Origin of the sequence: Curtobacterium sp. MCBA15_001, assembly GCF_001864835.1 — a bacterium.
Classification (GTDB): domain Bacteria; phylum Actinomycetota; class Actinomycetes; order Actinomycetales; family Microbacteriaceae; genus Curtobacterium.
Map to the genome: position 1 here is coordinate 39,340 of NZ_MJGI01000025.1, position 21,794 is coordinate 61,133.

The 21,794-nt window shown below is 70.8% G+C and carries 17 protein-coding genes; 13 read left to right on the forward strand and 4 right to left on the reverse strand.

Features of this window, described 5'->3' with window-relative positions; all coding sequences use genetic code 11:
- Positions 1 to 73: 73 nt before the first annotated feature.
- From BIU90_RS12210 to BIU90_RS12240, 7 genes are all read left to right on the forward strand, one after another.
- On the forward strand, positions 74 to 2,230 hold the full coding sequence (locus BIU90_RS12210) for an ATP-dependent DNA helicase RecG (protein ID WP_071300991.1): 2,157 nt from the start codon (positions 74 to 76) through the stop codon (positions 2,228 to 2,230).
- 93 nt (positions 2,231 to 2,323) lie between these two features.
- Positions 2,324 to 2,815, forward strand: a complete 492-nt coding sequence (coaD, locus tag BIU90_RS12215) for a pantetheine-phosphate adenylyltransferase (RefSeq protein ID WP_071300510.1) — start codon at positions 2,324 to 2,326, stop codon at positions 2,813 to 2,815.
- Between the two features lie 69 nt (positions 2,816 to 2,884).
- Entirely contained in the window at positions 2,885 to 3,415 is a 531-nt protein-coding gene (locus BIU90_RS12220; RefSeq protein ID WP_071300511.1) for a DUF177 domain-containing protein, read from the forward strand.
- A gap of 27 nt (positions 3,416 to 3,442) precedes the next feature.
- Positions 3,443 to 3,646 (forward strand): 50S ribosomal protein L32, encoded by a 204-nt coding sequence (rpmF, locus tag BIU90_RS12225; protein WP_056126067.1) that lies wholly within the window; start codon positions 3,443 to 3,445, stop codon positions 3,644 to 3,646.
- A gap of 12 nt (positions 3,647 to 3,658) precedes the next feature.
- Entirely contained in the window at positions 3,659 to 4,456 is a 798-nt protein-coding gene (gene rnc / locus BIU90_RS12230; protein WP_083403937.1) for a ribonuclease III, read from the forward strand.
- 1 nt (position 4,457) lies between these two features.
- Positions 4,458 to 5,429, forward strand: a complete 972-nt coding sequence (mutM, locus tag BIU90_RS12235; RefSeq protein WP_071300512.1) for a bifunctional DNA-formamidopyrimidine glycosylase/DNA-(apurinic or apyrimidinic site) lyase — start codon at positions 4,458 to 4,460, stop codon at positions 5,427 to 5,429.
- A gap of 44 nt (positions 5,430 to 5,473) precedes the next feature.
- Positions 5,474 to 9,226, forward strand: coding sequence for an AAA family ATPase (locus BIU90_RS12240; protein ID WP_071300513.1), 3,753 nt, complete (start codon positions 5,474 to 5,476; stop codon positions 9,224 to 9,226).
- A gap of 207 nt (positions 9,227 to 9,433) precedes the next feature.
- On the opposite strand, the gene BIU90_RS12245 is transcribed toward BIU90_RS12240, so the two are convergent.
- Positions 9,434 to 10,462 (reverse strand): TerC family protein, encoded by a 1,029-nt coding sequence (locus BIU90_RS12245; protein WP_071300514.1) that lies wholly within the window; start codon positions 10,460 to 10,462, stop codon positions 9,434 to 9,436.
- Positions 10,463 to 10,685: 223 nt separating this feature from the next.
- Between BIU90_RS12245 and ftsY the strand changes: the two genes are divergently transcribed.
- Entirely contained in the window at positions 10,686 to 11,555 is an 870-nt protein-coding gene (gene ftsY, locus BIU90_RS12250; protein ID WP_071300515.1) for a signal recognition particle-docking protein FtsY, read from the forward strand.
- A gap of 20 nt (positions 11,556 to 11,575) precedes the next feature.
- Positions 11,576 to 11,734, forward strand: a complete 159-nt coding sequence (locus tag BIU90_RS18740; RefSeq protein WP_175470208.1) for a hypothetical protein — start codon at positions 11,576 to 11,578, stop codon at positions 11,732 to 11,734.
- 118 nt (positions 11,735 to 11,852) lie between these two features.
- Here BIU90_RS18740 and lipA read toward each other — a convergent pair whose 3' ends face one another.
- Positions 11,853 to 12,836, reverse strand: a complete 984-nt coding sequence (lipA, locus tag BIU90_RS12255; protein ID WP_071300516.1) for a lipoyl synthase — start codon at positions 12,834 to 12,836, stop codon at positions 11,853 to 11,855.
- Entirely contained in the window at positions 12,833 to 13,504 is a 672-nt protein-coding gene (gene lipB / locus BIU90_RS12260; protein ID WP_071300992.1) for a lipoyl(octanoyl) transferase LipB, read from the reverse strand. Before lipB ends, lipA begins: the two co-directional genes overlap by 4 nt.
- Before the next feature lie 93 nt (positions 13,505 to 13,597).
- On the opposite strand from lipB, the gene ffh reads away from it, so the two are divergent.
- Positions 13,598 to 15,148 carry a signal recognition particle protein gene (ffh, locus tag BIU90_RS12265; RefSeq protein WP_071300517.1) on the forward strand — a complete coding sequence of 517 codons (1,551 nt, stop codon included), beginning with the start codon at positions 13,598 to 13,600 and terminating at the stop codon, positions 15,146 to 15,148.
- A 67-nt stretch (positions 15,149 to 15,215) separates the two neighbouring features.
- Here ffh and BIU90_RS12270 read toward each other — a convergent pair whose 3' ends face one another.
- Positions 15,216 to 16,355, reverse strand: a complete 1,140-nt coding sequence (locus BIU90_RS12270; protein ID WP_217640920.1) for a glutamate--cysteine ligase — start codon at positions 16,353 to 16,355, stop codon at positions 15,216 to 15,218.
- Between the two features lie 120 nt (positions 16,356 to 16,475).
- On the opposite strand from BIU90_RS12270, the gene aroA reads away from it, so the two are divergent.
- The 3 genes from aroA to BIU90_RS12285 all read left to right on the forward strand — a co-directional run bounded on the left by aroA (position 16,476) and on the right by BIU90_RS12285 (position 21,793).
- Positions 16,476 to 19,658 carry a 3-phosphoshikimate 1-carboxyvinyltransferase gene (gene aroA / locus BIU90_RS12275; protein ID WP_071300518.1) on the forward strand — a complete coding sequence of 1,061 codons (3,183 nt, stop codon included), beginning with the start codon at positions 16,476 to 16,478 and terminating at the stop codon, positions 19,656 to 19,658.
- A 4-nt stretch (positions 19,659 to 19,662) separates the two neighbouring features.
- Positions 19,663 to 20,850: an acyl-CoA dehydrogenase family protein gene (locus tag BIU90_RS12280; protein ID WP_217640921.1), complete on the forward strand. Its 1,188-nt coding sequence runs from the start codon at positions 19,663 to 19,665 to the stop codon at positions 20,848 to 20,850.
- A gap of 91 nt (positions 20,851 to 20,941) precedes the next feature.
- Positions 20,942 to 21,793 carry an SDR family oxidoreductase gene (locus BIU90_RS12285; RefSeq protein ID WP_071300519.1) on the forward strand — a complete coding sequence of 284 codons (852 nt, stop codon included), beginning with the start codon at positions 20,942 to 20,944 and terminating at the stop codon, positions 21,791 to 21,793.
- Position 21,794 lies beyond the last annotated feature (1 nt).

Genomic DNA, 21,794 nt, shown 5'->3' on the forward strand with positions numbered 1-21,794 from the left:
TCCCGCCGACGCCGCTCCCGTCGCGTCCACTCCCGCGCCGACGGAGTGGGGACCGGCGCCGCTCGACACCCGGCTGGCGACCGTGCTGGGGGGTCGCACGGCGAAGGCGGTCGAGAAGGCCTTCGGGTACCGCACGGTCGGCGAGTTCCTCGAACACGCACCGCGGCGCTACGCCGAGCGCGGCGCCCTGACGGCACTCGACTCGCTCGCGATCGGGGAGTCGGTCACGATCGTCGCCGAGGTGGTCGACGTCCGCGAACGTACGATGCGCCAGCGGCGCGGGTCGATCCTCGAAGCCAAGATCGGCGACGGCAAGGGGCTGCTGACGCTGACGTTCTTCAACCAGGGATGGCGCACGAAGGACCTGGTCGTCGGTGCGCGGGGCATCTTCGCCGGCAAGGTCGGCGACTACCGCGGCGCCCGGCAGCTCGCGCACCCGGACTACGAGCTCTTCGACGCCGACGACCCCCGGGCCACCGCCGACCCCGAGTCGGACGAGGCGATCCGGTTCTCGCGGCAACCGATCCCGATCTACCCCGCCACCGCGTCGCTGTCCTCGTGGCAGATCGCCAAGGCCATGGCCGTCGTGCTCGACACCCTGCCGGACATCGCCGACCCGATCCCGTCGTGGGTCCGCACCCGGATGGACCTCGTGCCGTTCCGGCGGGCACTCGAGCTGCTGCACCGCCCAGAGAAGGTCGCTGACTTCAAGCGGGCGCAGGACGCGCTGCGCTACCGCGAGGCGTTCGTGCTGCAGACCGCCCTGGTGCAGCGCCGCATCGCCGCGCGCGCGACGGCCTCGACGCCCCGGACGGCCGCTCCCGGTGGGGTGCTGGAACGCTTCGACGCCATGCTGCCCTTCACGCTGACGGACGACCAGCAGAGCGTCGGCGCCGAGATCGCGCACGACCTGGCCGGGTCGTGGCCGATGCACCGCCTGGTGCAGGGCGAGGTCGGGTCCGGCAAGACCCTGGTGGCCATCCGGGCGATGCTCACCGTGGCGGAGTCCGGCGGGCAGTCCGCGCTGATCGCCCCGACCGAGGTCCTGGCAGCCCAGCACCTGCGGTCGATCGTGAAGTTCCTCGGTCCGGACCTGGCGGCCGAGCTGCGGCCGGTGATCCTGACCGGGTCGCAGTCGACGGACGAACGTCGTCGGGCACTGCTGGCGGCCGCGTCCGGGGGGTCGCGGCTGGTGGTCGGGACGCACGCGCTGCTCGGCGACCGCGTGGACTTCGCCGAGCTCGGGCTCGTGGTGGTCGACGAACAGCACCGCTTCGGGGTCGAACAACGCGAGGCGCTCCGCACGAAGGGGCAGACACCCCCGCACGTGCTGGTCCTCACTGCGACGCCGATCCCGCGCACGGTGGCGATGACGGTGTTCGGCGACCTGGACGTCTCCACCATCGCGGGCATGCCGTCGGGGCGTGCCGGCGTCGAGACCCACGCGGTGGGACTGGCCGAGCACCCCGGATGGGAGTCGCGCATCTGGACCCGCATGGCCGAGGAACTCGCCACCGGGCGGCAGGCCTTCGTCGTGTGCCCGGCCATCGACGACGCGCACGCCGAGGACGACGGCGAGCCAGTACCCGACGATGCCGACGACGCCCCGAAGCGCGCACCGGCGACGGTGCTGGCGACGGCGGAGCGGATGCGGACGATGCCCGTGCTGCAGGGGCGGCGGATCGAGGTGCTGCACGGCCGGATGTCCGGCGACGAGAAGGACCGCGTGATGACCGCGTTCGCCGCCGGCGACGTCGACGTCCTCGTCGCGACGACCGTGATCGAGGTCGGGGTCGACGTGCCGAACGCGTCGATGATGGCGATCCTCGACGCCGACCGCTTCGGCGTCTCACAGCTCCACCAGCTGCGCGGGCGCATCGGCCGCGGGCAGTGGGCCGGCGTGTGCCTGCTCGTCACCACCGCCGAGGTCGAGACGCCCTCGCGGGAGCGTGTGGACGCCGTGGCGGCCTCGGACGACGGCTTCGAGCTGGCGCGCGTCGACCTGGAGCTCCGGCGTGAGGGCGACGTCCTGGGGGAGCGGCAGTCCGGTGGGCGCTCCTCGCTCAACCTGCTCCGCGTCGTCCGCGACGCCGACCTCATCATGGACGCGCGCGAGGAAGCCGAGCGGCTCCTGGAACGCGACCCCAGCCTCCAGGACCAGGCCGAGCTGCGCGACGCCCTGGCGCGACGACTCGACGAGTCGGACGCGGCGTTCCTCGGCAAGAACTGACGAGCAGCCAGAACCGACGAGCAGCAACAACCGACGAGCAGCACGAACTGACGAGCAGACGGACACGGCGAGCTGCCCGGTAGGGTCGGGCGCATGACGCAGATCGCGGTCGTCCCCGGTTCCTTCGACCCCGTGACCCTCGGGCACCTCGACGTGATCGGCCGTGCCGCCGGGCTCTTCGACGAGGTGCACGTGCTCGTCGTGCACAACCCCGACAAGAAGACCGCGATGTTCGACGCCGTCGACCGCGTGCGGCTCATCCAGGAGTCGTTGGTCGAGGTCGGCGCACCGGACACCATCCGCGTCGGGGAGTGGACCGCAGGGCTGCTGGTCGACTACTGCCGTCAGGTCGGCGCCTCGGTGCTGGTCAAGGGCGTCCGATCGGGCGAGGACGTCGCGTACGAGACCCCGATGGCGATCATGAACCGGCACCTGGCCGACGTCGAGACGGTGTTCCTGCTGCCCGAGGCGTCGCGTGCGCACGTCTCCAGCTCGCTGATCCGGCAGGTCGCGACCCTCGGCGGGGACGTGACACCGTACGTGCCCGCGGTCGTGGGCGCGGCGCTCCGGCGTCGACTGGCCTGACGTCCGCGCCACGCCGCTCCTCGACGTCCGCCCCGGTCCGCGCTAGGATGGTCGATCGTGTCTTCCCCCGTGAACAGCCCCTACGCCCTGCGCGTGCGTGACCTCGCGCACCGCCCGGGCGAGATGCGCGAGCACACGCTCGACATCGCCGTCCCCGAAGCCCTCGGTGCCGGTGTCGTGGCGGTCCAGGAAGGCGCCGAGATGCACATCGAGCTCCGGCTCGAAGGGCTCCACGAAGGGGTGCTCGTCTCCGGACACGCATCGGCAGAGGCGACCGGACAGTGCTCACGCTGCCTGATCGACATCGCCGAACCCGTCGAAGTCGATTTCGCCGAGCTGTTCGCGTATGATCCCTCGGAGGATTTCGACTTCCATGTTCACGAAGACCACGTGGATTGTGAACCGGTCGTTCGAGATGCGGTGGTGCTGTCGCTGCCGTTCCAGCCGGTCTGCCGACCGGACTGCCCAGGACTCGACCCGGTGACGGGTGAGCGCCTGGCAGACCTGGGTGATCGCCCGGCCCCCGCGCCGACGGATCCCCGCTGGGCCGCGCTCGACGGACTCTCGTTCGACGATGCAGACCGCACCCCCACCGACTGACCACCGACCAACCGAAAGAGATCTACCATGGCCGTTCCGAAGCGCAAGCAGTCCCGTGCCAACACGCACGCCCGTCGTTCGCAGTGGAAGGCCGCGCCGGTCCAGCTCGTGAAGACCATCGAGAACGGTCAGGTCACGTACAGCCTCCCGCACCGCGCGAAGGTCGTCGAGGACTCGGCCGGCACCCCCCTGTACATGGAGTACAAGGGCCGCAAGGTCGCCGACGTCTGAGTGACGACACGCATGAAGGCGACGTCCGGTTCCGTGGGGTCCGACCCCGCGGGGTCGGACGTCGTCCGTCTGCAGGCCCTGTTGGACGTGCAGATCGACCCTGAGCTGCTCCAGCTCGCCCTGACCCACCGCTCGTTCGCGTACGAGCACGGCGGGATCGGGCACAACGAGCGCCTCGAGTTCCTCGGCGACTCGATCCTCGGCCAGGCCGTGACGGTGAAGCTCTACCGCGACTTCCCGGATCTCGACGAAGGCGACCTGGCCAAGCGCCGGGCGAGCCTCGTCTCGACGGTCGCCCTGGCGGAGATCGCCCGGATGATCGGCCTCGGTGCCTTCGTCCGGCTCGGCAAGGGCGAAGAACTGACCGGCGGCCGCGACAAGTCCTCGATCCTGGCCGACACCGTCGAGGCCGTGATCGGAGCGACCTACCTGTCGGCTGGCCCCGATGAAGCCACTGCGCTCGTCCTGCGCCTCGTGCAGCCGTTGCTCGTCGACCCGGACCGGTTCGGCGCGGCGATGGACCCGAAGACCAGCCTGCAGGAACTCGCCTCGTCGCTGTCGCTCGGCAACCCGTCGTACCGCGTGACGGAAGAGGGCCCGGACCACGACAAGGTCTTCCACGCGACCGTCGTGCTGCAGGGCGTGGACATCGCCACCGGCTCCGGCACGAGCAAGAAGACCGCAGAGATGTCCGCGGCGCTCGACTCGTGGACGCGCCTGTCGGGCCGCACCACGGAGACGCCAGCCGGGGCCGCCGTGCCCACCGAGGCCGCAGCGTCCGCCGAGGCCACCGTGCCCGCCAAGGGCTAGCGTGCCGGAACTCCCCGAGGTCGAGGTCGTCCGCGCCGGTCTCGAACCCGCCGTCAGCGGAGCGCTCGTCACCGCCGTGCAGGTGCTCGACGAACGCGCCCTGACCCGACACGACGGCCCCGGCGAGGACTTCGCCCACCGCCTGACCGGCCGGACGATCGAGGCCGCCGTCCGCCGAGGCAAGTTCCTCTGGTTCCCCCTGCGCGCCGTGCACCCCGACGACGCACCCGAGGCGCTGGTCGCCCACCTCGGCATGAGCGGGCAGATCCTGCTCGGCCGGGACCGCCCCGCCGCGAAGCACCGTCGGATCCTGCTCGCCGTCCAGCCGTCCGGGACGACCCGCGACGGCGCTCCCGAGCCGGCCGTCGAGCTGGAGTTCGTCGACCAGCGCACGTTCGGCTCGATGGCGATCGACCGGATGGTCCCGACGATCGACGGTGCCGCGGCCGGGTTCGCGGGCGCGGTCGACGAGCGTGACCCGGACGCACCGTGGCGGGCGAGCATCCCCGGCCAGGTGTCGCACATCGCCCGCGACCCGCTCGACCCCGCCTTCGACGACGCCCGGTTCATTCAGCTGGCACGGAAGCGCTCCAGCGGCATCAAGCGCGTCCTGCTCGACCAGGGCGTCATCAGCGGCATCGGGAACATCTACGCCGACGAGTCGCTCTGGGCGGCGAAGCTGCACCACGACCGGCCCGCCGACCGGCTGCCGCGAGCCACCGTCCAGCTGCTGCTCGACGAGGTCCGGACTGTGCTCCGCCGGGCGCTGGTGGACGGCGGCACCAGCTTCGACGCCCAGTACGTGAACGTGAACGGGCAGTCCGGGTACTTCTCGCAGCGCCTCAACGTGTACGGCCAGCAGGGGAAGCCGTGTCCGCGGTGCGGCACCGAGATCGTCCGTGAGTCGTGGATGAACCGCTCCAGCCACCGGTGCCCCGTGTGCCAACCGAGCCCGCGCCTCAGCACGCGCTAGCCTGCCCGGAACCGCACCAGCCGCGCAGCACACCCGGAGACCGCATGTACTTGAAGAGCCTGACCATCAAGGGGTTCAAGTCCTTCGCGCAGCCGACGACGTTCGCGTTCGAGCCCGGCGTCACGTGCATCGTCGGTCCGAACGGGTCGGGCAAGTCCAACGTCGTCGACGCCCTGGCCTGGGTGATGGGGGAGCAGGGCGCGAAGACCCTGCGCGGCGGCAAGATGGAGGACGTCATCTTCGCCGGCACCTCGACCCGGGGCCCGCTCGGTCGTGCGCAGGTCCTGCTGACGATCGACAACACCGACGGGCTCCTGCCGATCGACTACAGCGAGGTGACGATCTCGCGCACGCTCTTCCGGAACGGTGGCAGCGAGTACGCCATCAACGGTGAGAACTGCCGTCTGCTCGACGTGCAGGAGCTGCTGAGCGACACCGGGCTCGGCCGTGAGATGCACGTCATCGTCGGCCAGGGCCAGCTCGACAAGGTCCTGCACGCGACCCCGGAGGACCGCCGTGGCTTCATCGAAGAGGCCGCCGGCATCCTGAAGCACCGGCGGCGCAAGGAGAAGACGCTCCGGAAGCTCGAGGCGATGCAGACCAACCTGACGCGGCTGTCCGACCTGGCCGGGGAGATCCGCCGGCAGCTCAAGCCGCTGGGACGCCAGGCCGAGGTCGCGCGCAAGGCCCAGTCCGTCGCCGCCGTCGCCCGCGACGCCAAGGCCCGGATCCTGGCCGACGACGTCGTCCGGCTGCGCCGCGAGCTGCACGAGCACCAGGAGGTCGAGGCAGGGCGCAAGTCCGAGCGTCTGGTGCTGACCGAACGGCTCGAGCAGACGCGCGTCCGACAGCAGCAGGTCGAACAGAGCATGGTCGGCGACGACGTCGATCGCGCCCGCACAGTGGTGCACCGGCTGGAGAGCGTGCAGGAGCGGCTGCGCGGGCTGTCGAGCCTGGCGAACCAGCGCCTGATGTTCCTCGCGCAGCAGGCCGACGCACCGCAGCAGGGGCTCACGATCACGCCGGAGCAGGTCGCCGGGGTCCGCGCCGAGGCCGTGCGTCTGGACGAACGCGCCGCCGAGATGCAGGGCAGCATGGCCGCCGCGGCGCAGCAGGTCGCCGTGGCTCGCGCGGCACTCGACGCCCTGGACGAGCACATCGCCGCCCAGGCCGCGCTGGTGTCGCAGCACGACCTCGACGCCGGTCGGCTCGGCAGCGCGGTCGAGGTCGCACGCTCGAAGCGCGGGTCCGCCGTGGCCGACCGCGATCGGCGCGAGCGTGCGCTGACCGAGGCGACCGAGCGGGCGCGGCTGGCCGAGGCGGCGCTGGCCGAGATCGGCACCGACCCGTCGGCGAACGCCGACCCCGAGACCCTGCAGCAGACGCTCGACACCGCCCGCGAGCGGCTCGAGCACGCCCAGACCGCGCGGGACACGGCCCGCGACCGTCTGCACACGCTCGAGCGCGAGCGGGACGCCCTGGAGGCCCGGGTCGCCGCCCTGGGCATGTCCATCGACGTCCGGGACGGCTCGCAGGCCCTCATCGACGCGAGGCGGGCAGGCATCAGCGGTCGGTTGGCGGACCAGCTGACCGTCGAGCCCGGTTGGGAGCGCGCCGTCGCCACGGCACTCGACGGCCTGGCCGATGCGGTGCTCGCCGAGGACCGCACCGTCGCGCTCCAGGCAGTCGCGCACGCCCGCGCCGCCGACATCGGACGCGTCGACGTCGTGGTCGCCGACGCCGGACCGAGCGGCCAGTCCGGCCGGCCGACCCCCGTCCCCGCGGGTGTCCGGCGAGTCCTCGACCTGGTCACGGGGCCGCCGGCACTCGCTGCCGTGCTCGCCGACACCGTGATCGCCGAGACGGACGACGTCGACCTGGAGGCCGTGCTCACCGCCGTCCCGCAGGCGACGGTCGTCACCCGGTCCGGTGACCTGGTCCGCGCGGTCCGCGTCACCGGTGGTGGCGAGCGGACCACCTCGCGCATCGAGCTCGTCGCGGAGCGGGACGACGCCGTGGCGCGCCGCGATGCGGTCTCGGGCGACGTTGAGGACGCGACCACGAGCCTCCAGGCCGCCCGGACCGAGGCGGACGACGCACGCCGCCAGGCGGACGAGGCCGACCGCGCGAGCCGCGCGTACGCCAGCGCCGTCGCGGAGTACGACCGTCGGAGCGCCAGTGTCCGGGCGAAGGCGGAGAACGCGGCGGCCGAGGTGGAGCGCCTGCGCCGCGCGCTGGGGGAGACCGACGGTGCCGTCGAGGCCACCGAGACGGTGCTCGCCGAAGCGGAGCGCGCGCGGGACGACCACGCTGCTGCCCCGCGGCCCACGGTCGACGCCTCGGCACGGCCGGCGCTGCTCGAGGCGCTGGAGGCCGCCCGCGCTGCGGAGATCGAACAGCGGATCCAGGTCGAGACGGTCCGCGAGCGCGCCCGGTCGGAGCGCACCCGCGCCGACCAGCTCGACCGGCAGCTCGAGGCCGAACGTGCCGCCGCGGACGAAGCAGCACGGCTCGCGGTCGTCCGGCGGTCCCAGATGGCGACGGCCGAGCACGTGCTGGCGGACCTGCCCGAGGTGCTCGGGGCCGTCGACCGGTCGCTCGCCGAGGCCCGGGTGCGGCTGGCGACCGAGGAGTCCGAGCGTGCGAAGCGGAACACCGAGCTGCAGACGTTCCGGAACGACGAGCGCGAGCTCCGGGACCGTCTGCAGACCATCACCGACGGGGTGCACTCGCTCGAGATGGAGATCTACGAGAAGAAGCTGCACGTGTCCGGCGTGCTCGACCGGGCGCAGAGCGAGCTCGGGCTGGTCGAGGCCGTGCTCGTGGCGGAGTACGGGCCGCACGTGCCGGTCCCCGTCGACGTGCTCATCGACCCGCGGGTCCTGGCCCGGCGGCACCGCGACGCCGAGCGGGCTGCGGCGGCGGCCTCGGCGGCCTCGGCGTCCGAGGACGGCGCGGTGCTCGACGACACCACGCATGCCGACGACACCACGGATGCTGACGACACCACGGACCCCGACGAGGTCCTCGTGGAGCCGGAGTCGACGCTCCCCGGCGGTCCCGCGCTGCCCGAGTTCGACGCGACCGACGACGTCGATCCCGCAGATGTCGAGACGGTGCCGTACGTCCGTGCCGAACAGGAGCGTCGCCTGAAGGCCGCCGAGCGCGACCTCGGGCAGCTCGGCAAGGTGAACCCGCTGGCGCTCGAGGAGTTCCAGGCCCTCGAGCAGCGCCACGCGTTCCTCACCGAGCAGCTCGAGGACCTGCAGAAGACCCGCACGGACCTGATGACGATCATCGACGAGCTCGATGCGAAGATGCAGACCATCTTCGAGGCCGCGTTCAACGACACCCGCGACGCCTTCGACGTCATCTTCCCGATCCTGTTCCCGGGCGGCTCCGGGTCGATCGCGCTCACCGACCCGACCGATCTCCTCGCGACGGGCATCGACGTCCAGGTCCGCCCCGCCGGCAAGAAGATCGACCGGCTCACGCTGCTGTCCGGCGGCGAGCGGTCCCTGGCCGCGGTGGCCCTGCTCGTGGCGATCTTCACCGCGCGGCCGTCGCCGTTCTACATCATGGACGAGGTCGAGGCGGCCCTCGACGACGCGAACCTCGGGCGGCTGCTGACGGTGTTCGAGCGGCTCCGTGAGGCGTCGCAGCTCATCGTGATCACGCACCAGAAGCGCACGATGGAGATCGCGGACGCGCTCTACGGGGTGTCGATGCGGCAGGACGGTGTGTCCGCCGTCGTCGGCCAGCGGGTGCAGCGCCGCGAGCCCGCCGACGCGGCCTGACCGCGTCCAGTCCGGTCAGGTCCGCCGAAGCGACACTTCGCGCGGACCCGGACCCGTCCCCTCCGCGAAAGCGACAGTTCTCCGCCAACCGTTGGGCGTGATCTGTCGCTTTCGCGGAAGCGACGCGGACACGGCCGGACAGGACCGCAGACGGACAGGAGGCGCGGTGCCAGCTGGCACCGCGCCTCCTGTCGTGCTGTGCTGCGGCTACTTCGCGTCGGCCTCGACCGCGGCCTTCGGCTCGCCGGTCGGGGTCAGCCCGCGCTCCTGGCGCTTCTTCGAGACGACGAGCGAGGCCACCGTGGCGACGGCGATCGTCAGCATGATGAACCCGAGCGAGAACCAGATCGGGATCTCGGGGGCCCACTCGATGTGCTCACCGCCGTTGATGAAGGGCAGCTCGTTGACGTGCATGGCGTGGAAGACGAGCTTCACACCGATGAAGCCGAGGATGACGGCCAGCCCCTGTCCCAGGTAGATCAGACGCTCGAGCAGCCCGGCGATCAGGAAGTAGAGCTGTCGGAGACCGAGCAGTGAGAACGCGTTCGCCGTGAACACGATGAAGGCGTCCTGCGTCAGACCGAAGATCGCGGGGATCGAGTCGAGCGCGAAGAGCACGTCGGTCAGGCCGATCGCGACCATGACGAGCAGCATCGGGGTGAACAGGCGCTTGCCGTCGACCTTGGTGGTCAGGCGGTCGCCGTCGTAGTGGTCCGAGGTGGGGATGATGCGCTTGAGGATGCGGATGAGCCGCGAGTCGCCCTCGTCGGCGCTGTGGTCGTTGCCGCTGCGTGCCTGCGACCAGGCGAGCCAGAACAGCAGTGCGCCGAACAGGTAGAACACCCACGAGAAGTTGTCGATGATCGTCACACCGAGGGCGATGAACACACCGCGGGCGACGAGGGCGATGGCGACACCGACCAGCAGGACCTTCTGCTGGAACTCCTTCGGCACCGCGAAGCTCGACATGATGATGAGGAAGACGAACAGGTTGTCGACCGACAACGCCTTCTCGGTCAGCCACCCGGCGAAGTACTCACCACCGGCCTGTCCGCCGCCGAAGACCAGGATGCCGAAGCCGAACGCGATCGCGAGGGCGATGTACACGGCCGACCAGAAGGCGGACTCGCGGATGTGTGGGACGTGTGGGGTCCGCACGTGCGAGTAGAAGTCGAACACCAGGAGCGCTAGGATGCCGGCGATCGTGATGAGCCATACGTACAGGGGAACGTCCACGGTGGTCCTTCAGATGAGGGGCGCTGCTCGTTGCGGGGCAAGGAGGGTACGCCGATGCCTGAAGGTCTCTTCCGCCGCGGCCCGTGTGGCTGGGCCGCGACCGGCGCCCCGGGTCCGGATCGTTCCGGGCCGTACTGACGGGGACACCGAGAGGGAATACTCCCCTTCGTGCAGCCAACTGTACCGGCGCTCAGGCACATCTGCCGCGCTCTAAGCTGGGAGCATGGCGAGTTCTTGGTCACTGTCCTCCCGGCTGCGCGGGCTCTTCCAGCGGAAGACCATCGACGAGACCACCTGGGACGACCTCGAGACGGCGTTGATCGGCGCGGACTTCGGTCCCGACATCTCCGAAGAGGTGATCGAGGACCTGCACACCCGCGTCGACCGCTACGGCACGACCGACCCCGCCGACCTGCAGCGGATGCTGCGCGAGGTGCTCGAGGAACGGCTCTCCAAGCTCGACACGACGCTGAAGCTCAGCGCGCGTCCCGCCGTGGTGCTGGTCGTCGGCGTGAACGGCGTCGGCAAGACCACCACGATCGGCAAGTTCGCGAAGTTCCTGAAGACCTACGACCGGACGGTCCTGGTCGGCGCGGCCGACACGTTCCGTGCCGCCGCCGTCGAGCAGGTCGCCACCTGGGCCCAGCGCGCCGGGGTCGACGTGGTCCGGCCGTCGCAGCCCGGACAGGACCCGGCATCGGTGGCCTACCAGACGGTCGAGAAGGCCATGCGGGACGGCACCGAGATCGTGGTCATCGACACCGCGGGCCGGCTGCACACCAAGGCCGGGCTGATGGACGAGCTCGGCAAGATCAAGCGCGTCGTCGAGAAGCAGACCGAGATCGCCGAGGTGCTCCTGGTGCTCGACGCCACGACCGGGCAGAACGGGTTGGCGCAGGCGCAGGCCTTCATCGAGGGTGCCGGGGTCACCGGGCTCGTCATCACCAAGCTCGACGGGTCGGCCAAGGCGGGCTTCGTGCTGAGCGTGCAGGAGAAGACCGGCATCCCGATCAAGCTCATCGGGCAGGGCGAGGGCATCAACGACCTGACCGGCTTCACCCCGCACGTGTTCGTGCAGAACCTGGTGGGCTAGTTCCGCGTACGGTCGGGGCCATGCCCGCACTGCTCATCATCGCCATCATCGTCGGCGTCGTCCTGCTCTTCAGCGGGATCTTCGTCGCAGCCCTCAAGTTCCTGCTGTTCATCGGCATCATCCTGATCGTCGTCGCCGTCATCGGCTACGTCGTCCGGAGCATGCGCAGCAAGGTCTAGCAGCGACCACACCAACCGACAGGAGGCCCGTCACCAGCTGGTGACGGGCCTCCCGTCGGTTCGCGGCCGGGTCCCGAAGCCCGACCGCGCTCAGACGGCCTGGCGGCCGGCTGTGCGCTCAGACGGCCTGTCGACCGACCGGCGCGTCCACCAGGTGCGCCAGGTGCGGCGGCACCGTCCCGCCGCGGGCGACGGTCGCTCGTGCCCAGAGCCGCCCGGCGCGATACGACGAGCGGACGAGCGGACCGGCCAGGACCCCGGCGAAGCCCATGCCCTCGGCGAGCTCGCGCAGTGCGACGAACTCCTCCGGCTTCACCCACCGCGCGACCGGCAGGTGTCGCGGTGACGGGCGGAGGTACTGGGTGAGCGTGATGATGTCCGTGCCGGCGTCGTGCAGCTGCTGCAGCGCGTCCTCGATCTCCGCGATCTCCTCACCCATGCCGAGGATCAGGTTCGACTTCGTCACGAGGCCCGCGTCGCGCCCCTGGGTGATGACGTCGAGGGAGCGCTCGAACCGGAACGCCGGGCGGATGCGCTTGAAGATCCGGGGGACGGTCTCGACGTTGTGGGCGAAGACCTCCGGGCGGGCGTCGAACACCTGGCCGAGCTGGTCCGGGCGACCGTTGAAGTCGGGCACCAGGATCTCGACGCCGGTACCGGGGGAGTGCTCGTGGATCGCGCGGATGGTCTCGGCGTACAGCCAGGCGCCACCGTCGTCCAGGTCGTCCCGTGCGACGCCGGTCACGGTGGCGTAGCGCAGGCCCATGTCGGCGACCGAGTCGGCCACGCGGCGGGGCTCGTCGCGGTCGAGCGGCTCGGGCTTCCCGGTGTCGATCTGGCAGAAGTCGCAACGGCGGGTGCACTGCGAGCCGCCGATCAGGAAGGTGGCCTCGCGGTCCTCCCAGCACTCGAAGACGTTCGGACAGCCGGCCTCTTGGCAGACGGTGTGCAGCTGCTTGTCCTTCACCAGGGCGGAGACGGCCTGGAACTCCGGGCCCTGGGTGGCGCGGGTCTTGATCCACGCGGGCTTGGTCTCGATCGGCGTCTCGGCGTTCCGGGCCTCGACCCGGAGCATGCGACGGCCTTCGGGAGCGAGCGTCATGCGGGGACCTCTTCCGGGGTGCTGATGCGGAGGCCGGCGTGCATGCCGTCCACGGCGCGCTGGACGTGGTGGGCGACGACGTCGGCGACCTCGTCCACGGTGACCCGGTGGCCGGCGACGGCCCCGAGGCTGGTGACGCCGGCGTCCGCGATGCCGCACGGGACGATCGCGGCGTAGGCGTCGAGCGCGTTGTCGCAGTTCAGGGCGATGCCGTGGCTCGTCACGCCCTCGGCGACGTGCAGCCCGACGGCGCCGACCTTGGCCAGCGCTGCGCCCGTGCGGACCCAGGCGCCGCTCCGCCCGTCGACCCGCTCGGCCAGCACGTCGACGGCGGCCGCCGCGTCGATGAGGACCTGTTCGAGGTCGCGGACCCAGGCCACCACGTCGAGGGGCTCGGCGAGGCGGACGACCGGGTAGGCCACGAGCTGGCCCGGCCCGTGCCAGGTGATGCGGCCGCCGCGGTCGACCTCGACCACCTCGGCGCCGTTGGTCGGCAGGTCGCCGGGTTCGGTGCGTCGGCCCGCGGTGTACACGGACGGGTGCTCGCACAGCACGAGGGCGCCGGGGGAGCGGCCCGCGACGACGTGAGCGCGCAGTTCCCGCTGCAGGGCGAGGCCGTCGGCGTACGGCAGCAGCCCGGGCGGGCGGATCACCTGGAGTTCCGGCATGTGCCGAGCGTACGACCGTTTCTGGACGGCGTCCAACAACCGCTTGTCCACAACGGTCGAGTCGAGCGGACAGGCCTGTAGAATCATCGGATCATGGCGCAATTCGGATCCCTCTCTGATCGGCTGACCGAGACCTTCCGCAACCTGCGGACGAAGGGGCGGCTCTCCCCGTCGGACGTCGACGGGACGGTGCGCGAGATCCGCCGGGCCCTGCTCGACGCGGACGTCGCACTCGAGGTCGTCAAGTCCTTCACCGCCTCGGTGCGCGAGCGCGCCCTGTCGGACGAGGTCAACAAGGCGCTGAACCCCGCGCAGCAGGTCGTCCAGATCGTCAACGAGGAACTCGTCGGCATCCTCGGCGGGCAGCAGCGTCGGCTCGAGTTCGCCAAGCGTCCGCCGACGGTCATCATGCTCGCGGGCCTGCAGGGTGCCGGCAAGACGACCCTGGCGGGCAAGCTCGGCAAGTGGCTCAAGAAGGACGGCCACACCCCGATGCTCGTCGCCGCGGACCTCCAGCGCCCGAACGCCGTGCAGCAGCTGCAGGTCGTCGGTGAGCAGGCCGGCGTCCACGTCTTCGCCCCCGAGCCCGGCAACGGCGTCGGTGACCCGGTCAAGGTCGCCAAGAACGCCATCAAGGCCGCCGTCGACCAGCAGTACGACACCGTCATCGTCGACACCGCCGGACGCCTGGGTGTCGACGCCGAGCTGATGAAGCAGGCCGCGAACATCCGCAAGGCCGTCGACCCGGACGAGGTCCTGTTCGTCATCGACGCGATGATCGGTCAGGACGCCGTCACCACGGCCCGCGCGTTCCAGGAAGGCGTCGACTTCACCGGCGTCGTCCTCTCCAAGCTCGACGGTGACGCCCGCGGTGGTGCCGCCCTGTCGGTCGCGTCGATCACCGGGCGCCCGATCATGTTCGCCTCGACGGGTGAGACGCTCGACGACTTCGAGCCGTTCCACCCGGACCGCATGGCGAGCCGCATCCTCGACCTCGGCGACATCCTCTCGCTCATCGAGCAGGCCCAGGGCGCGTTCGACGAAGAAGAAGCCCGCAAGGTCGCCGAGAAGATCGCGTCCGACAACTTCACGCTGAACGACTTCCTCCAGCAGATGCAGCAGCTCCGCAAGGCGGGCTCGATCAAGGGCATGCTCGGGATGCTCCCTGGCGCCAAGGGCATGCGCGAGGCGCTCGACAACTTCGACGAGCGCGAGATCGTCCGCACCGAGGCGATCATCCAGTCGATGACCCCGCAGGAGCGCGAGCTCCCGAAGCTGCTGAACGGCTCGCGCCGCCTCCGCATCGCCAAGGGCGCCGGCTCGACCGTCACCGAGGTGAACCAGCTCGTGAACCGCTTCGAGCAGGCGGCCAAGATGATGAAGACGGTCGCCCGTGGTGGCGTGCCGCAGATGCCGGGCATGGGACCGATCCCGGGCATGCACGGCGGCAAGAAGCAGCAGCAGGGCGGCAAGAAGAAGGCCAAGGTCGGCAACCCGGCGAAGCGCGCAGCGCTCGCCGCGGGTGCGGCGGCTGCGCCGCAGCAGGCGCCGGCCGGTTCCGGCCTCGGGCTCGGTGGTGGCGGGAAGGGCAAGGCGCCGACCGAGGAAGAGCTGGCCAGCCTGCAGAAGTTCCTGGGGCGCTGACGCGCGCATCCACCTGACGGGAGGCCCGGTGCCAGCTGGCACCGGGCCTCCCGTCCGTCTGGTGGGACTACAGGGAGTCGGCGAACTCCCGGACCAGGTGGCGGACGACCTCGCGCAGGTCGCCACCGTGCTGCTGCGCGACCGCGAGCTGCCGCTGGTACGACGCCCCGCGCTCGATCATCGTGTCGAGGTGGTGCAGCTCCTCGACGCAGCCCAGCCGTTCGGCGATGGGGTCCAGCCGGGTGACGAGGTCGTGCACCTCGTCCGTGACCAGGCGCTCGTCGCCGGCGACGTTCGTGATGATCTCCGCCTCCATGCCGTAGCGGGCAGCGCGCCACTTGTTCTCACGGATGAACCAGGGCTGCATCGTCGGCAGCGTCTCGCCGGCGTCGAGCCGGTCCGAGCACGCGGTGACCAGGCACTGGACGAGGGCGGTCACGGCGCCGACCTCGTGCAGGGTGGAGAGTCCGTCGGACACGCGGTTCTCCAGCGTGCCCCAGCCCGGTGAGGGGCGGATGTCCCAGCGCAGGTCCTTGACGCCCTCGATCACGCCGGTGTGGGTGAGGTCGCCCACCACCTCTTCGAAGTTCGCCCAGGCGCCGAGCTGCGGGGGGAGCCCGCCCGTCGGGAGCTGTTGGAACATCAGGGCGCGGTTCGACGCGTACCCGGTGTCGGTCCCGCCCCAGAACGGGCTCGAGGCGGTGAAGGCCTGCAGGTGCGGCACGTACGCGAGCATCGCGTTCATGATCGGCACCGCCTTGTCGCGGTCGTCGATGCCGACGTGCACGTGGACGCCCCAGATGAGCATCTGCCGTCCCCACCACCGCGTCCGGTCGATCAGCGTCGTGTAGTGCTCGCTGTCCGGGGTGATCTCCTGCTGGTCCCACACCGCGAACGGATGCGTCCCCGAGCACATGACCTGGGCGTCGAGCGGCGCGGCGGCGTCGATGACCTCGCCGATCGTGCTGGACAGCTCCGCGGTGGCGCCCGACACGGTCTCGTGCACCCCGGTCACCACCTCGACGGTGTTCGTCAGCAGTTCCTCGGTGACCTTGTCGCGACTGCCGAGCCGCTCGTGCACGGCGGCGATGACCGCCGGCGCGCGGGGCGCGAGGTCGCCGGTGTCCCGGTCGACCAGGGGGAGCTCCCACTCGACGCCGATGGTCGACGGGCGGGACTCGGAGAAGCGGATGTCCATGCTGTACATCCTGCCCGGCTCGTTGTCGGACACGCACAACGAACCACGGTCCCGATCGTGCGGATCCGGTTCTCAGCACTTCCCCACCGGGGATACCGTAGAAGCGCGTCTGACAGGGAAGAGGTACGCATGCAGCTGGTCGTGCGCGGTACGTCCGCACCGCTCATCGGAGAACTCGACATCCCGGTCTCGAAGTACCACGCGCACCGGGCGCTGGTCCTCGCTTCGCTGGCGGAGGGGACGAGCATCGTCTCCGGGATCAGCACGACACGGCAGGTCGAGTGGACCGTCGGCACGCTCCGTGCCCTCGGCGTCGACGTCAAGCGCCGCGGCGACGAGTACCACGTCACCGGACTGGGCGGACGGTACGCAGCGACCGACGTCGTCGACCACGGGTCCCGTGGCGCCGACGGCATCCTCAACATGGGGTCCTCCGGGACCACGCTCTACTTCATGACGGGGCTGGCCTCCCTCGCGGACGCGCCGATGACCCTGTCGGGCATGAAGTACTTCCAGCGGCGGCCGATCAAGGCGCTGCTGACGTCGCTCACGCAGATGGGCATCCGACTCGAGGCCACGAACGACTGCCCGCCGGTCACCGTGCAGCCGGGTCGCCCCCGCGGCGGTGACGTCCAGATCGCCGGCACGCTGTCGCAGTGGATCTCCGGGCTGCTGCTCGTGGCGCCCTTCGCCGAGGAAGAGACCCGCATCCACGTCTCCGGCGGGCGGCTCAACGAGCAGCCCTACGTCGAGCTGACCGTGCGGATGATGCGGCAGTTCGGCCTGCAGGTCGAGGTCTCCGACGACTGGCTCGAGTACCGGATCCCGGCCGGCCAACGTGCGACCCCGCACGACTACGTCATCCCGCCGGACATCGGGTCGGCGGCGTTCGGCATCGCCGCGGCCGCCACGCGACCCTCGGACGTGCTGCTGCGCGGCATGACCTCGTTCACCACGGCGGACACCGACCACCCCGAGAGCGAGTTCCTCGACCTGGCCACGGCGATGGGCGTCCCGATGCACATCGACGAGGAGACCGGCTTCGTGCGCATCCAGCACGACGGCTCGCCGCTGCGGCCCCTCGACATCGACTGCCAGCCGATCCCGGACCTGCTGCCCGTCCTGTCGACGATGGCGACCTTCGCCGAGGGCACGACGCGGCTGTGGAACGTGGCGCACATCCGGCTCAAGGAGTCCGACCGCGTCGCCGCGATGCTGCAGCTCAACCGGATGGGTGGACGCGCCGAGCAGGGCGCCGACGAACTCCGCGTGACCGGTGTCCGACCCGGCGACCTGCACGGTGCGTCGATGTCCTCGTTCAACGACCACCGCGTGCTGATGTCCTTGGCGGTCGCTGCGTCGGGTGCGCAGGGCGTCTCCGCGCTGACCTACCCCCGCGCCTACCGCATCTCGTACCCGACGTTCCTCGAGGCGATGAACTCGGTCGGCCTCGACATGGAGGTCGGCGACGCCCTGGTGGCGAAGGCCGACGCGGACGACCGCGCCGACCGGACCGAGCGCGTTGAGGTCGCCGACGCACCGACGGATCTCGGCGAGGGCCTCCCTGCTGTGCCGGTGCCGGAGCCGACCGCGGACGCCGCACTGCCCGAGCTGACGGGAGTCGACGCTGACCCGCTGGTCCTCAGCGAGCGGGTGCGGATGCTCGCGGACACCGAGCCGGACGGCCTGGCCGTCATCGAGGTCGGCGGCCCGGAGCCGGTCAACACCACCTGGCGCGAGCTGCAGGACGAGGCCGACCGGGTGTCGGCGCTGCTGCTGGAACTCGGCGTCCGTCGCGGTGAGTCCGTCGCGATGCAGCTGCCGAACTGGCGCGAGTTCGTCGCGATCACCCTCGGCGCGGTCCAGATCGGCGCGGTCGCCACGCCGATCATGCCGGTGTTCGGACCCCGCGAGACGACGATGACGCTCGCCCGGTCCCGAGCCCGCGTGGTCTTCCTGCCGAACGTGTTCCGCAAGCGCCGGCCCGCGCTCGAACTGCTCGACGTCATCGACGAGGCGAAGGCGCAGAAGCGTCGACTCGGCGTCGAGCACGTCATCGTGATCCGCTCCGAGGCGCGCGGCCAGGGGGACACCCCCACGAACCAGCCCCCGGTGCCGGCCGACGCCTTCGAGCGGGTCGCCGCGAGCGAGTGGAACTGGCGCTACTACGACACGGCGCTCGGCAGCGTGCAGGTCGACGTCGAGCAGATCGCCTCGCACGCGCCGACCCCGGACGACGTCTGCCAGCTGCTGTTCACGTCGGGCACCACCGGCGAGCCGAAGGGCGTCCAGCACCCGCACCGCACCCTCGGACTGGCGACCGCGATGCACGTCGCCCAGAGCGGCCTGACCAAGGACGACCGGATCTACATCCCGTCGCCCCTGGCCCACCAGACCGGGTTCCTGTACGGCATGCTGCTGGCCTTCCGCCTCGGCGCCGCGCAGGTGATCCAGCCCGTGTGGGACGCCCGCGCCGCCCTGGACCAGGCGTTCGGTGTCGCCGGAGCGACCTTCGTGCAGTGCGCGACGCCGTTCCTGACCGACCTGGTCGACCTGGTCGAGGCGGGAGCGCCTGCCCCGGCATCGCTGCGGATCTTCGTGCCGACCGGTGCCGCCGTGCCCCGGGCGCTGGCCCAGCGTGCGTCGACGGTCCTCGGCACCGCGATCCTCGGCGCGTTCGGCACGAGCGAGACCTGCCTCGGCGCGCTGTCGAGCCCGGACGACGACCCGGCGGACGCGTACGGGCACGACGGCCGCGCGCTGCCCGGCATCCGGATCCGGATCGTCGACGACGAGGGCACGGAGCTGCCGGCCGACACCGAGGGCAACTTCGAGCTGCACTCGCCGACGATGTTCGACGGGTACCTCGACCGGCCGGACCTGACCGACGACGTCTTCACCGAGGACGGCTGGTACCGGACCGGCGACCTGGCGAAGGTCGACGCGAAGGGCTTCCTGTCGATCACCGGGCGCGTCAAGGACGTCATCAACCGTGGCGGCGAGAAGATCCCGGTCGTCGAGATCGAGAACCTGCTCTACCAGCACCCGCTCGTGACCGACGTCGCCATCGTGGCGATGCCCGACGAGCGCCTGGGGGAGCGGGCGTGTGCGTTCGTGGTGTCCGCGCGTACCGACGAGCCGCTCGGGTTCGACGGTCTGCAGCAGTACCTCGAGCAGGCCGGCGTCAGCAAGTACTACTGGCCCGAACGCCTGGAGTACCTCGACGAGTTGCCCCGCAACGCGGTCGGCAAGGTCCAGAAGAACGTGCTGCGCGAGCAGGCCGCGGCACTCGTGACGACGAAGGAGAACTGAGACGATGTCGATGGTCACCCAGACCCCGAACCAGACGCAGGCCCCGAGCGAGCTCGACCACGAGCAGCTCAAGGCCGAGGTCACCGCCTGGGTCCGCGGACCGGGCGAGGACTGGGCGAACGAGATCGAGCGCACCGGCCAGGTCCCGCCGCAGCTGTTCCAGGAGCTCAAGGACAAGGGCTGGCTGAGCCTGGCGGCACCGGCCGAGCTGGGCGGACGGGGGATCCCGTTCTCGCGCTACCTCGAGGTCATGGAGATCGTCTCGCGCTCGCACGCGTCGATCCGCATGCTCGTGCACGTCATCAACGGCACCTGGCGGGCGATGGCACCGTACGCCACACCCGAGCAGATCGAGCAGGTCGTCAAGCCGTCCGTCGCGGGTGACAAGCTCGTCGCGTTCACCCTGACCGAGGCCACCGCCGGCACCGGCGCGGACATCCGCACCACCGTCCGCCGCGAGGGCGACACCTACGTCATGAACGGCGAGAAGCACCTCATCACGTTCGGCGTGAAGTGCGACTACTGGCTCATCGCAGCGCGGCTCGAGGGGTCGACGGGGCAGGACGGCACCGTCGCGTTCCTCATGCCGAACAGCGGGCTGCCGGGCGCCGAGGTGATCGACGACTCCGACACGATGGGCATCCGCGGCACCGACCACGCGATCCTGCGCTTCACCGAGACCCCGATCCCCGCCAGCGCGCGCCTGGGCGAAGAAGGCCAGGGCCTCGAGGTCGCACTCGGCGGCTTCCTGCTGCCGAGCCGCGTGTCGGTGGCGATGAGCGCCGTCGGACTGGCCGAGCGGGCGAACGAGCTCGCGGTCGAGTACGCCAACGAGCGCGAGACCTTCGGCAAGAAGCTCTCCAGCCGGCAGGCGATCCAGTTCTACCTCGCCGAGAACTACGCCGACATCGCGGCGGCTCGCGCGCTGGTCATCGAGGCCGCACGTGCGTACGAGGAGGGCCGCCCCGACGCCGGGACGCTCTCCAGCGCCTCGAAGATGGTCGCGGTCGACATGCTCGCCCGGGTCACCGACAAGGCGCTCCAGGTGCACGGCGGCCAGGGCTACTGGAAGCGCAACGCGATCGAGCGCGTCTACCGCGACGCCCGGGCGCAGCGGTTCGAAGAAGGCACGAACGAGATCCAGAAGCTGGTCGTCGGCCGCGCCGTCGTGACCGGCCAGGCCGGGTTCTAGACCACACCAGAACACCGGACGGGAGGCACGGGGCGGCCGCGCCCCAGGCCTCCCGTCCGTCTCCTGCTCCACCGCTACGACAAGGACACACGTGACCGACAGCACCGCACCCATCGCGCTCATCACCGGAGCCTCCCGCGGCATCGGCCGCCTGCTCGCGCAGAAGCTCGGCCAGCGCGGCGTCACCGTCGTGGTGACGTACAAGGGCAACGCCGACCTGGCCGAGGAGTCGCTGGCCGACGTCAAGGCCGCCGGCGGCGACGGCATCACGGCGCAGGTCGACATCGAGCAGCCCGAGTCGATCGACGCGCTGTTCGACCTGGTGCGTGACACCTACGGGCGTCTCGACATGTTCGTCGCGAACGCCGCCGCCAGCGCGTTCAAGCCCGTCGCGGACCTGAAGCTGCACCACCTCGACCGCAGCTACGCCACGAACGCGCGCTCGTTCGTACTCGGTGCACAGCGCGCCGCGCAGTTGATGGACAAGGGCGGCCGGATCGTCGTCGTCACGTCGTACGGGTCGCTCCGTGCCTTCCCCACGTACGCCGCGCTCGGCGCCGCGAAGGCCATGAGCGAGTCCTACATGAAGTACATGGCGGTCGAGTTCGGCCCGCGGCAGATCACCGTCAACGCCGTGAACGGTGGACTCATCGACACCGACTCGCTCGAGTACTTCTACACGAAGGTCCCCGGCCAGGCGCCGATCGAGACCGTCTACGAGAAGCTGCCGCTGCAGCGCCCGGGCACCGCGGACGACATGGCCGACGCCGTGGACTTCCTGCTGTCGGACAAGGCGTCCTACATCACCGGGCAGGTCCTGTCCGTGGACGGCGGGCTGACCGTGATCGCGCCGCCGTACTGGGCCGACACGACGTCGCCGCTCCGTGACGCGGTGCTGCCTCCGTCGGCCGCAGCCGATCCGGTCGTCGACCAGGCAGAGTAGG

What these genes read in the sequence shown, in the direction of transcription:
- lipA (WP_071300516.1), bottom strand. Translation starts at nt 12,836, where the DNA reads ATGACGCTCGCTCCCGAAGGCCGTCGCATGCTCCGGGTCGAGGCCCGG.
- BIU90_RS12270 (WP_217640920.1), bottom strand. Translation starts at nt 16,355, where the DNA reads ATGTACAGCATGGACATCCGCTTCTCCGAGTCCCGCCCGTCGACCATC.
- BIU90_RS12240 (WP_071300513.1), top strand. Translation starts at nt 5,474, where the DNA reads ATGTACTTGAAGAGCCTGACCATCAAGGGGTTCAAGTCCTTCGCGCAG.
- rnc (WP_083403937.1), top strand. Translation starts at nt 3,659, where the DNA reads ATGAAGGCGACGTCCGGTTCCGTGGGGTCCGACCCCGCGGGGTCGGAC.
- BIU90_RS12280 (WP_217640921.1), top strand. Translation starts at nt 19,663, where the DNA reads ATGTCGATGGTCACCCAGACCCCGAACCAGACGCAGGCCCCGAGCGAG.
- ffh (WP_071300517.1), top strand. Translation starts at nt 13,598, where the DNA reads ATGGCGCAATTCGGATCCCTCTCTGATCGGCTGACCGAGACCTTCCGC.
- ftsY (WP_071300515.1), top strand. Translation starts at nt 10,686, where the DNA reads ATGGCGAGTTCTTGGTCACTGTCCTCCCGGCTGCGCGGGCTCTTCCAG.
- aroA (WP_071300518.1), top strand. Translation starts at nt 16,476, where the DNA reads ATGCAGCTGGTCGTGCGCGGTACGTCCGCACCGCTCATCGGAGAACTC.
- lipB (WP_071300992.1), bottom strand. Translation starts at nt 13,504, where the DNA reads ATGCCGGAACTCCAGGTGATCCGCCCGCCCGGGCTGCTGCCGTACGCC.
- BIU90_RS18740 (WP_175470208.1), top strand. Translation starts at nt 11,576, where the DNA reads ATGCCCGCACTGCTCATCATCGCCATCATCGTCGGCGTCGTCCTGCTC.
- coaD (WP_071300510.1), top strand. Translation starts at nt 2,324, where the DNA reads ATGACGCAGATCGCGGTCGTCCCCGGTTCCTTCGACCCCGTGACCCTC.
- rpmF (WP_056126067.1), top strand. Translation starts at nt 3,443, where the DNA reads ATGGCCGTTCCGAAGCGCAAGCAGTCCCGTGCCAACACGCACGCCCGT.